Source organism: Undibacterium pigrum (genome assembly GCF_003201815.1).
Taxonomy (GTDB): domain Bacteria; phylum Pseudomonadota; class Gammaproteobacteria; order Burkholderiales; family Burkholderiaceae_D; genus Undibacterium; species Undibacterium pigrum.
Genome location: NZ_QJKB01000003.1, coordinates 342,513 through 354,854, shown reverse-complemented (window position 1 = coordinate 354,854; position 12,342 = coordinate 342,513). Strand labels below are relative to the sequence as shown.

Annotated in this window: 5 protein-coding genes; 3 read left to right on the top strand and 2 right to left on the bottom strand. The window is 51.4% G+C overall.

Features of this window, described 5'->3' with window-relative positions:
- Positions 1–55: 55 nt before the first annotated feature.
- Complete coding sequence (locus DFR42_RS28985; protein ID WP_146218835.1) at positions 56–397, bottom strand: four-helix bundle copper-binding protein; 342 nt, start codon at positions 395–397, stop codon at positions 56–58.
- 300 nt (positions 398–697) lie between these two features.
- On the opposite strand from DFR42_RS28985, the gene DFR42_RS29885 reads away from it, so the two are divergent.
- A complete protein-coding gene (locus DFR42_RS29885; protein ID WP_110255299.1) occupies positions 698–1,501 on the top strand; it encodes a beta/gamma crystallin-related protein in 804 nt (267 codons plus the stop codon).
- Positions 1,502–1,818: 317 nt separating this feature from the next.
- Here DFR42_RS29885 and DFR42_RS12465 read toward each other — a convergent pair whose 3' ends face one another.
- On the bottom strand, positions 1,819–10,584 hold the full coding sequence (locus tag DFR42_RS12465) for a glycoside hydrolase family 94 protein (protein ID WP_342766844.1): 8,766 nt from the start codon (positions 10,582–10,584) through the stop codon (positions 1,819–1,821).
- A gap of 342 nt (positions 10,585–10,926) precedes the next feature.
- Here DFR42_RS12465 and DFR42_RS12460 point away from each other — a divergent pair, with 342 nt between their 5' ends.
- Both DFR42_RS12460 and DFR42_RS12455 read left to right on the top strand, forming a co-directional pair.
- Positions 10,927–11,313: a DUF4398 domain-containing protein gene (locus DFR42_RS12460; protein ID WP_110255298.1), complete on the top strand. Its 387-nt coding sequence runs from the start codon at positions 10,927–10,929 to the stop codon at positions 11,311–11,313.
- 68 nt (positions 11,314–11,381) lie between these two features.
- Positions 11,382–12,314 carry an OmpA family protein gene (locus DFR42_RS12455; RefSeq protein WP_110255297.1) on the top strand — a complete coding sequence of 311 codons (933 nt, stop codon included), beginning with the start codon at positions 11,382–11,384 and terminating at the stop codon, positions 12,312–12,314.
- The last annotated feature ends 28 nt before the right edge of the window (positions 12,315–12,342 follow it).

The following is a 12,342-nucleotide window of genomic DNA, read 5'->3' as shown; positions in this document are numbered from 1 at the left end:
GATACTTTTAATGCTGGAATTGTGTATGGCTAGTATTGCCAAATAGAAGCTGACATCACATGTCAGTGCAACTGTCTGCACATGCCCGACATGCCTTGGCACATTCAGTCATCATGCCATCGGCATCGCTATGAGCTTCGCAGAAGGTGGCGCAAGAAATGCAAATCTCGGCACATTCTCTGGCCAGATGGCTATGGTGAGGCGAGCGACGCGCCATGAAGTCGGCGTGGACCAGGCAAATTTGTGCGCAATCAAGCAGGCTGACCAGATGCAAAACTTCACTGTGATGACTGTCGCCATGCATGACGTGGGCGGCGGTTGCAGTGCAAATGCGGTGACATTCCAGGCAGTTGGCCAGACATTGTTCCATTTTCTCGTTGAGAGGTTTGAGTTTCATGTCGATTCTCCTGATGTAAATATAGGCGAGACTTTATTTATACGTGGTATTGCCTAAAATGAATGTGCGCTGACGTACATGAAACGAGTATGGAAATTACCAGGGTGAATAGTGCCATGAGGCATGATTTTCTATGTGTGGCAGCGTACAGACCATATTTCTGAAAACATAGATGCTGTTCTACATGGTGCCTTGGTATGAATATATGGTTCATGCTGGCTCTCTTGCTTAGGTCTGATTTAAGTCTGGGGGCATATTAGCTGCCATGGCTTTGTTCAGATTTCAAACTTGGAGAAACAAATGAAACAACAATTAAAAATGATCCTTGGGGTATCCAGTCTGCTGTTGGCCGCTCATGCAAGTGCGCAAATTGTATTCTATGAAGGCGAAGGCTTTCGCGGACGCGCCTTTAGTACCAATACGCCACAAAATAACTTCCGCAATAGTGGCTTTAATGATCTGGCCTCTTCCGTGGTGGTCTCCAGTGGTCGCTGGGAAGTCTGTGATGATGCCAATTTTGGTGGCCGTTGCATGATATTGAGCAGGGGTAGTTACGATACCCTCTCCGGCATGGGTATGAATAACCGTATTTCTTCTGTTCGTCCTATCAGTAACAGGCGTCGTTACGACAATGAAATCGAAGCACCGTTGAGCCAGCCTAATTATGACTATCGTCGTCGCCCTAACGAAGGTGTGTTTGAAGCGCCTGTGACTTCTGTGCGCGCAGTGGTTGGCCCACCTAATGAACGCTGCTGGGTAGAACGCCAGCAAGTCCAGAGTGAGCGTAGTGAACCCAATGTAGGCGGCGCAATTGCAGGTGCGCTGATCGGTGGTATCCTGGGTCATCAGGTCGGTGGCGGCACTGGACGTGACCTGGCAACTGCGGGCGGCGCTGTTGCTGGCGGTGCAATCGGCGCCAATGCAGGGCGTAATAACGGTGGTACTTATGAGCGCGATGTACGCCGTTGCCAGACTACTGCCAATACGACACCGCAATACTGGGACGTGACCTATATCTACCGTGGTACTGAACATCATGTACAGATGAGTTCTCCACCAGGCTCTACCATAGCAGTCAACCGCAATGGTGAACCAAGGCAGTAAGCAAGATATCAGTAGTTTGAATTGAGAAGGCCAGATGCGCAAGCATCTGGCCTTTTCCTTATGGGCACTCATAAACTTCCATAGCGTCTTACCATGTTCAATCTAATATCCCGGGCTGCAACAAGACATGGCCTATCAAAGACTGCAACACAATAATCAATAGAGTGAATGTGTTTTCCTCACTACTTGCACCGATATAAAAAAACCGCCACAACCCTGCTAAGGATGGTGGTGGTTTTCAGTTCATGAACATCTGTAAATAAAGCAGTCTGATGGGGCTGCAAGCTAACTGTCTTCAAATCCCTCCCATATCATTTCTAACCTGGCTGCACATAGTTAAGTTCCACAGTATGTTCACGCTGATCATCCATCAGGGGGATCAACAAATTCCCCATGGCGATATCATCAATGAACAACAGGCTTTGTCCATAAGCCACATCCCTGAGTTTGACAGTGATCAGGTAAGTACTGCTCAGATGTTGATAGCGCAGGCTATAACTGGTCCATCCTGCAGGCACGCATGGTGTCAGGCTCAGATACTTGCCTTCACGTTTTAATCCCAATAGAGATTCCATCATGAAGGTGTACATCCAGCCTGCTGAACCTGTGTACCAGCTCCAGCCACCGCGGCCTGTATGGGGCGCTACGGCATACACATCAGCGCAGATGACATAGGGTTCAACTTTATAGCGGGCGATGGTTTCTGGTGTGTTGCCATGATGGATGGGGTTGATCATGTCAAATGCTTCCCAGGCTCGTGCTGCATCCCCCATTTTTGCAAATGCCATGCCTGTCCAGATTGCTGCATGGGTATATTGCCCGCCATTTTCACGCACACCTGGTACATAGCCGCGGATATAGCCGGGGTTTTGTCCCGAGCAATCAAAGGCAGGGTCCAGCAACTGTATGATTTGCTTGTCACGTCGCATCAGGCGTTTATCCAGTGACTGCATGGCCTGGACAGCTCTTTGCGGGTCAGTCGCTCCAGACAAGATGGCCCAGCTTTGCGAGATAGAGTCTATCTGGCACTCAGCATTTTGGGCTGAACCCAGAGCGCCGCCATCATCAAAATAGGCACGTCTGTACCATGCCCCATCCCAGGCATTGTCATCAATGTTTTTCGATAACAGGCTGGCTTGTTCCAGGCAACGTTTTGAAAACTCATTGTCCTGACGGGCCAGCGCAATGGCCGAGAATTTTGTCAGCACCTGATGCAGGAAGAAAGCCAGCCAGACGCTTTCCCCCTTGCCCAGATGGCCGACTTTGTCCATGCCGTCATTCCAGTCGCAAGAACCTATCAGCGGCAGGCCGTGACTACCAAAGCGCAAGCCATGCTCAATCGCCTTGACGCAATGCTGGTACAGACTGCCAGTCTGCGGTGATCTGCCGGGCAGGTCGTAATAGGAATCTTCTTCCTGGTTGACGAGACGTCCTTCCAGGTAATGCAGCTCTTCATCCAGAATACCAAGGTCACCGCTGCTATTGATATAGCGCGCCACCGCCAGAGGCAGCCACAGATAATCATCAGAACAATGGGTGCGTACACCGCGGCCTATGGGCGGGTGCCACCAGTGCTGCACATCACCCTCGATGAATTGGTGTGAAGCAGATAATAGCAATTGTTCGCGCGCCAGTGTTTGCCTGGTGTGCACCAGTGCCATGCTGTCCTGTAACTGGTCGCGGAAGCCAAACGCACCGCCAGATTGATAATAACCGCTACGTGCCCATAAACGACAGGCGATGGTTTGATACAGCAACCAGCCATTTGCCAGTAGATTCAAATCCTGGTCTGGAGTATTCACCTGTACCACACCCAGGGTGTCGCGCCAGTAATCATGCACTTTATTGAGCGCCTGTTCAGCCGCCGCAATGCCGCGGTGCTGTTGTATGAATTGCGTGGCATTGGTGTGATCGGTCATGATTGCACCCAGCACAAAGACCAGACGTCTTTCCTGCCCGGGGCTTAATTCAAATTCCTGCTGGATTGCTGCACAGGGATCAAGACCAGGTCCGGTTTTGCCAGACAGTCTTTGTCTTTCCATGGCGGCCGGTTTTTGCAGGCTGCCATTGCGGCCTATGAATTCATTGCGGTCACCAGTGACAGTGCGGTTACCACCATCCAGATCAAAAAATGCCTTGCGCCCCGGGAATTCTGTATTGTAAGGGTTACGCGCCAGCAGGCAACCGCTGACCGTATCAATCTCAGTAGCGATATGCATCAGGGATTTTGGCCGTAAATCACCCAATACCCATTCAACATACCCGGTTGCCGAGAGTTTTCTTTGTTCTTCAGTCAGATTCACAACACGCAGTATGGAATATTTGACCGCCGTGTCTATGCAGACAAAGACTGTCAGCTCAGTCCGTATGCCTTGTTCCACATGGGTGAATACACTATAACCAAAACCATGGCGAGTGACATAGTCACCACGGCCGCGGCAGGGCAGGGCAGTTGGTGACCAGTAGGCACCCGTATCTTCATCACGTATATAGAAAGCCTCGCCGCTGCTGTCGCAGACCGGGTCGTTATTCCAGGGTGTCAGGCGGAATTCATGGGCATTTTCACCCCAGGTATAAGCCTGGCCACTTTCAGAAATTACCGTACCAAACTGAGGGTTGGCGAGTACATTGACCCATGGCGCAGGCGTGACCTGGCCTTCTCGCGTGGTGATGACATATTCACGACCATCTTCAGAAAAACCACCCAGGCCGTTAAAGCTTTGCAGTTTTTCCACTTGAATCTCAGTGGACTTGCTGGCAAGCGCCTGGTATCCAGACAGTTGATGCGCTTGGCGCGACGGCAGCAACTTGGGCACGCGCAATTCCAGCATATCCCGCCGGTTCAATTGGTCCATGAGACTGCCACGATGGTCATTCAGGATGACCCTGGCAACAGCCTGGAACAGGATTTTGTCTTCGACTGAAATCTGCTCTGCCATGCGGACAAAGATACCACCCGGTCTTTCTATGGCATGTGTGCCTATGACGGAAGAAATCATGCCCATGATCTGTTCCTGCAAGGCTTGGCGGTAAGTCGCATGGTCTTCATTCCAGATCACCAGATCCACCGCCAGCCCTTTGGAGCGCCAATAGGCATGTGCCTGTACCAGTTGCCGCACCAGTTCTATATGTTCCTGCTGATTGATCTGCAAAAGGACGATAGGCAGATCGCCAGAAATCGCATAACCCCACAGGCCAGACTGACCACGGTGGTTACGGCTCAGCACGCTGGCATCGGCCCGCAACAAGGGGTTCATGTAGATGACAGAATTTGCCATGCGGCCGTATAACTGCGCGTCGGCTTCAGTGATATTCAACTGACGCAAGACTATCTGGCTATGTGTCCACGATAATCCTATGACGCGGTCTGCCAGATGTTGATCCTGATATTTGTCGATCAGGGCCAGGCACTGGTCACGGTTTTCTGCCACGCCGGTGACGACGTCAAAAGTGGCAATCTGTTCTGGTTCCAGCGTAATTTGATAACGTATCGCGACTACCGGGTCCAGTACCGATCCCTGGCTGTCTGACAAACGTTCTACACGCATGGCAGCAGGTGCTTCCAGCGTATTGCCACGGCCTATGAACTGTGCCCTGTCAGTTTCGTAAGAGACATTGTCTGCATTAGCGCCATGCAGTGAGATCAGGTGGAACATGCTCGGTATTTTCTCTTCAACCGAGCGCGGACGACGGGTGCAAACGATGGCATGCTGGTCATGCAGGATTTCAGTCTGTACAAACAGTTTGCTGAATGCAGGATGCATCGCGTCAGCCGCTGCGGATGCCAGCACGACTTCAGCATAGCTGGTGAAATCTATGGTGCGGCGATGGCGTGAGCGGTTGGTGATGCGGGTGCGGCGCAGTTCTATATCATCTTCTGGCGAAACCACGATTTCGGTGTGCATGTCGAGATGATTATCGCTGCGACGGAATTCTGCCCTGCCTTCAGAAAAAATAACTTCATAGGTGGGGGAGGTCACCAGGCAAGGCTGGAATGCAGTTGACCAGTATTTGCCATTGCTGGTGTCGCGCACGTAGCAGAAAGTACCCCAGTTGTCGCGGGTACTGTCTTCATTCCAGCGGGTGATGGCGAGATCATTCCAGCGACTATAACTACCTCCCACACTGCTGATCATGACGTGATAACGGCCATTCGACAGCAACTGTACTTCCGGCGTGCGGGTATTCACATGATGAAGTACACGCAAGGGCGTCTCCTGACCAGCGCTTGCACTGCGTATATCAGCCAGTTCAGTTGTGTTGGAGTAAACAGCCGTCGCTTTTGGCACACGCTCATGTAACAGCGACATGGTTGCCTGCAGCAGAGGGTCAGATTCAAAACGTTTTTGCAAAGGCTTGTCGAGCAAGAGATAGGCCAGTGACAGGAAACCCATACCCTGATGATGTACCATGAAGGAACGTATCAAGGCATGGGTTTGCCCGCGTGGAAGGCGCGAAGGCGTATAGTCTATCGCTTCAAAGAAACCATAGACACCTTCAAACCCCAGGGCCGCCAGTTGTTCCAGATTGCTGCAGGCCTTCTCTGGTTCTACCATCAATGCCATCATTGATGCATAAGGTGCAATCACCAGATCATCACCCAGGCCACGCTTGAAGCCCAGACCAGGCACGCCAAAAGCGCGGTACTGATAATTCAGATGGGCATCAAAAGTGTTATAGCCAGATTCAGAAATACCCCAGGGTACATTACGTTGTTCGCCATATTCTATCTGGCGCTGCACTACCGAGCGGTAAGTCTGTTCCAGCAAAGTATTCTGGAAGTTAGGCATGACCAGCAAGGGCATCAGGTACTCAAACATCGAGCCACTCCAGGACAGCAAGATAGGCTCGCCGCCTGCTATGGTCAGTTGGCGGCCCAGCGCAAACCAGCTCTCTTGCGGGATCTGGCCCTGGGCGATAGCGACAAAGGTAGCCAGCCGGGCTTCTGATGCCAGCAAATCATAGCAGGCAGCATCGCGCCTGCGCTCATTGACGTTATAGCCTATGGTCAGCAGGTGGGTGTTGGCATCGTACAGGAAGTCATATTCCATCCTGGCAAATTCACTGGTCTGTTGTACCAGTTGGCCGATTTGCAGTATGCGGTCTGTGGCACGTCTGCTGGCCGTCATTAGCATTGCTGCCAGAGTGGAAGGGTGGCCACCATTTTTTTGTGGCTGGTCCAGCGACAAAATGTCGTCTTTAGGGGGTTCATGGGCGTATCCCAGTTGCGCCAGTCCTTTCAATGTTGGAATGGTATCAAGCAGTGGATACGCTTGCAGCCAGTTCCCCGGTTCTGGCAAGCTCAACCATGGTGCCAGATAAACCAGCTCATCCAGTTGCGCACGGGTTTGCCTGCTCAGGGCGCTTGCCCATATATGAGTCAGACTGTCCGCATTCATGGTCTGGCTGGACAGGTAACTATCTGCATGATGCGTCAAACGTTTGAGGCAATCGTAGATCACCATCAGTGAAGTTGGCGTGCTCAGGCACAGGACATCAAGGTCAGTTTTAAATTCTGTCAGTCTGCCAGCGAGATGCTCAGAGACGGTACTGCGCAATATCAGGTAAGTATCATGCAAGCCGCAAAACAGGCGCGGCTGGCAAATTGGAGTATCTATCAAGCCTGCCAAGCCAGGGCGCAGGGTCAGCAAATGACCAGCCAGGTTGCCGCTATCAACCGTTGAAATATACAGAGGCTGCAAGGGCTGCAGTGTCTTGGTATCGTACCAGTTATAAAAATGATCCTGGTGACGTTCCATCTTGCTCAGGCTGGCAAAAGTATCCTGCGTGCGTTGCAATAGCTGGCCAACCGGTAAATAGCCAAAGTCATAGGCCACCAGATTGGCCAGCAAAGACAGGCCAATGTTGGTAGGTGAGGTCCGGTGCGCAATCACACTGACAGGCTGGAACTGCACATTGTCCGGTGGCAGCCAGTTATCTTCTGCTCCTACATAGGTTTCAAAAAACAGCCAGGTCTTGCGGGCACTTGACTGCAAAAATTCTGTTTGTTTCTCACTTAACTGGGAAACACGCTGCTGTTTTTCCCGGCTCATCTGATATGCGATGAAAGGAGAAATAAACCAGAGCAACAAAATTGGTGCCGCTGCCTGTAAGGCGAACGGATTGATGAAATCAAGGAAAAAGAATACCGCAGCAGAAAACACCGGCGCTATCCACATACTGCGAAAATTATTCCATACAGTATTCTTGAATTGATGATTGCTGATAGTGGATGGGTTCCATTCCAACAGGCGCCTGTGAGAAATCAATACCCGCCATTGTGTACGCAAAATGGCATCCAGATTGATCCAGGCTTCATAGGGCAGAAACACCAGGCTCAATGAGGCATGGATGAAATGCTGGGTACTTGATCGCAGCAATGAAAGCAAGTGCTGACGAAAGAAAACATCGTCGGCTTTTTGAGTCAGACTCAGTAAAAATGCACTGGCAGCAGGTATCAGCAAAAAGCCGATCGCCGCCGCCGACCATAGCCAGGCTTGAGGCAGGCTGCTCCAGGCAATAACCAGAAAAGTGACCAATGCCAGCGGTACCATGCTGCGCCGCAGGTTATCAAGCAATTTCCAGCGTGACAACAGGGATAAAGAGTTGGCGAGCTTCGCAGGTTTGCCAGTGGCTTCATCTTTGGGGCCAGGCACCCTCGGTAATAACCAGGAAGCGATCTGCCAGTCACCCCGTATCCAGCGATGGCGGCGACGTATATCAGCCAGGTAGCTTGAAGGGTATTCCTCATACAATTGCACATCGCTCAAGAGCCCCGCACGGGCATAGCAGCCTTCCAGCAAGTCATGGCTGAGGATGCGATTCTCCGGCATGCGGTTTTTCAAGGCATGTTCAAATACATCGATATCGTAAATGCCTTTGCCTATGAATGAGCCCTCATCAAAAACATCCTGATAGACATCCGAGACGCTACGGGTATAAGGGTCTATGCCAGCTTCACCGCCGCATAGCAATTCATAGTAAGAGGCATCGCTGGCGGGCAGGCTGACAGCGACACGTGGCTGTAAAATGCCATAGCCATCTGTGACCCTGTGCAGTTTTTCATCATAATAGGCGCGGTTCAGGGGATGTGCCATGGTCGCCACAAATTTGCGCGCGGCATCGCGCGGCAATTCTGTGTCGGTGTCCAGGGTGATCACATATTTCATGTTCTCCAGGCCAGCGGTATTACCGATGATGCGCACGAAGGCATCCGCCCCGGTACCGCACAGATAATTATTCAGAGCAGCCAGCTTGCCGCGCTTGCGCTCATATGCCATCCAGGTTTTTTCTTGTGCATTCCAGACCCGTGGCCTGTGCATGACCAGGAAATGGTCGCCATCAGGGCGTGGATATTTCTTGTTAAGTTCTTCGGTCACATTGCTGATATGGTCCAGCAGTTTTTCATCTGTTTCCAGTGTCTCGGTATTTGCATCGGCAAAATCAGTCAAGAGACAAAAACGCAAATTAGCATCGTTGTTGGCGAGGAAGCGAACTTCCATGGCTTCGCACAGGGCATCGATATTCTGCACGTTGAACAACATGGTCGGCACCACAACCAGGGTGCTTGATTCCAGCGGTATGCCGCGTGAGAAGTCCATGCGCGGCAATGGACGTGGCAGGGCCACAAAGGTGGCCAGCCAGTTGACCATGGACAGCGCAAACTGGCTGCTGGCAATCAGGCTGGCTACAATAAATCCAGCCAGCAAGTAGGGGTTGACCGTGGTAAAGCTGACCTGGTTCAGCAGCAAGCCGGTAGTCGCCAGGCTGATGATGATGATACTGCCCAGATAAATACTCAAGGCAGAATTGCGTATTGAATGCTTGATGGATTCAGGCAGGGCATGTTGCATGGCAGTGGAGCGTTCAAGCTCGACGCGGCCTTTGCCGATCAGGAAATAACCTATATGGGCATTGCGTGAGCTCTGACCATGTTTATTGGCTGCTTCACGCGCGAAACGCAAGGCATTGTGGGCGACATCGGCTTCTGAAAAGCCACTGCCTTTGGCGATTTTTTCTACCGCATGGCGGTACAGGTCGCGTGTGGCAAAGTCCATGTGTGTGTAAATGGCAGCCGGGTCTTCGCGCAGGCAGCGGTCAACCACACTCATATTTTCCACGAACTCGCGCCAGTCCATTGATGTCAGCAAGCGTAGGCTACCTATGCTATTGCTGATGGAAATCTGGTCTGCAGCCTGGTGTTGTGAATCCAGATGCACTAGATGTTCTATAGTATCGCCAGTTTCTGCCAGGCGTTGCGAAAGCCAGTTCAGGGGCAGGGCAAGGGCAGGCCCCTGGCCCTGCAGGCGACGCATCATTTCTGCGACGAAGGAGCTGTCCAGCGGAGGTTTTGAGCGCGACATATCTGCCACCAGCAAGATCAGATTGCTGGGGTCTTTTTCGGCAGTTTCTGCCATTTCTTCTGCCCATTTGGCAGCGAGATTGCGGTTGTTGTGGGTAGTCGTCAGATTGGTAGCAACACGGCGCAAATTTTCTATCAAGGCCAGCCGCAGCATGATGGGGATGGCCCACAACTCACCAAGCTTTAATACCGATACCAGCTGGTAGGCGCTGATGAAGCGGCTCAGGTTTTCAGGGTCTACCCTGCCATCACCATGTGAAATGGTTTCCAGTGCAATGTCGTAAACGCGGGGGCGGCCGGCCGAATTGCCACGCAGCAGGCGCGGCAATTCCTTGCTGTAGTTGTTGGGTAAATGGCGCTTGGCTGTGCGTATCTGCTCTTCTATCAGGTAGTAGTTATCGAGCAGCCATGCCGCAGCTGGCGTAACTGGCCTGCCTTCCTTGATGGCTTCTGTCAGCAAGGTGCAGGCATTCATGATCACTTCCTGGTTGTCAGCCAGACGCGACAGGAGTTGATCCTGTCCAAATATGTTGCTTAGCTTATGGCTGTTTGCCAGGATACGACCATGCTGCTCCATCTGCAGGGCACTGTACAAGTCCGCACGCAGGGGCAGCTCCGCGCCAGTCTGCGAGACGAAGGTTTGCAAACGTAACTGTCCATTTTTCCAGACGTTTTTTATCTGATGGATGCTGGACGACAGTATGTCTTTGGCTGATTTCAAATCGCACACTTCTTTCTTTTATCGGGATTTGTCAGTGACCGTAGTAATTGGCCATCCGTTGTCACACCTCCAGTCAATTTTTCTGCGTGAGTAACTTCACGTAAAAAGTACAGGCAAGAAGAGAAGGGTGACGGTGTCTTGATAGTAAAACATCGTCCTTACTATGTAAGTTCGCTAGCGTACATACATCCCAGCCCGGTTTTTTTGTTCTAATTTTTGCGTACTTAAGAGAGTGTGCGGCAGCGAACAGACCCGGGTTTGCGGCGGGCGGTATAAAGACGGCGAAGATCACAAAAATGTGGCTCAAACGCGGGTATGGATTTTTATCTACTGGAGAAAAAAATGAATAAGAACTTGAAAACTGGTCTTTTGGCAGTATGCACTGCAAGCATGGTAGTCATGATGGGCTGCGCCAGCAGCATGAAAACCCCGGCGACGGCAGAAGTGGCTGTTTCTAAAGAAGCTGTTGATAACGCCGCAGTGGCTGGCGGCACTGAGTTTGCACCGGTAGAAATGAATTCTGCCCGCCAAAAACTGGTACTGGCAAACAAGGCCATGCAAGACAAGGACTATAAACTGGCCAGTGACCTGGCCACACAGGCTCAGGCGGATGCCAAGCTGGCGCAAGCCAAGGCCAATTCTGCAAAAGCAGAAAAAGCTGCTAATGCACTGCAAGACGATATCCGCGTCTTGCGTGATGAGCTGCAACGCGCCAATAGCAAACAATAAGTCAATTAAAAATAAATAATTTTTGCAAACTCAGGAAGAGTTTGCTGCCACCTTCTTAAGGACATATCATGAACAAGAAAATTTTTGCCCCGGTCGTACTGATGACAGCCATGCTGCTTTCCGCCTGCAGCACGGCACCAAAAACCACCAGCCTGCTGGATCAGACACGTATGGATTATCAGGCCGCACAAAATAATCCCAATGTGCAGACTCTGGCTCCCCTTGAAATGCGCCAGGCTGACGTGGCGATGAACGATGCCAACAAGGCGGCCAAAGACAATGAAAGTTCAGAAAAAATTGATCGCCTGGCCTATATCGCCAAACAGAAAATCGGCGTAGCGCAAGAGCTGGCAAAGCAAAAACAGGCTGAAGCAGCCATAGCCGATGCAGCAAAAGCCCGCGACCAGATTCGTCTGGAACAACGCACCAATGAAGCCGACAAGGCAAAAATGCAGGCCGATCAGGCTAAAGCACAAGCGGATCAAGCCAGACTGGCCGCACAGATAGCACAAGGTGAAGCCAGCGAAGCACAAAGAAAAGCGCAAGAAGAGCAGGCCAAGGCGCTGGAAATGCAAAACCGCAATGCTGCCCTCGAAGCACAACTGGCTGACCTGCAAGCCAAGACTACCGTACGCGGCATTGTCATCACTCTGGGCGACGTCTTGTTTGGTGTAGATCAGGCCAAATTGAATCCGGATGGTATGCGCACAGTACAAAAACTGGCAACTGTCTTGCAAAGCAATATGCAAAGAACCGTGTTGATTGAAGGGCATACCGATAATACCGGCAGCCAGGCGCATAACCAGGATTTGTCAGAACGTCGTGCCGCTGCTGTGCGTAGTGCTCTGGTTCTGATGGGCGTGTCACGTGATCGCGTTGAGATCAAGGGATACGGCGAAGCCTTCCCGGTAGCAGAAAATAATAATGCACAAAACCGCCAGTTGAACCGTCGTGTAGAGATCATCCTGTCTGATGTCAATGGCAAGATCACACCTCGCTAATCATCTCGTTCTGAAAAGAGAAAGGAAA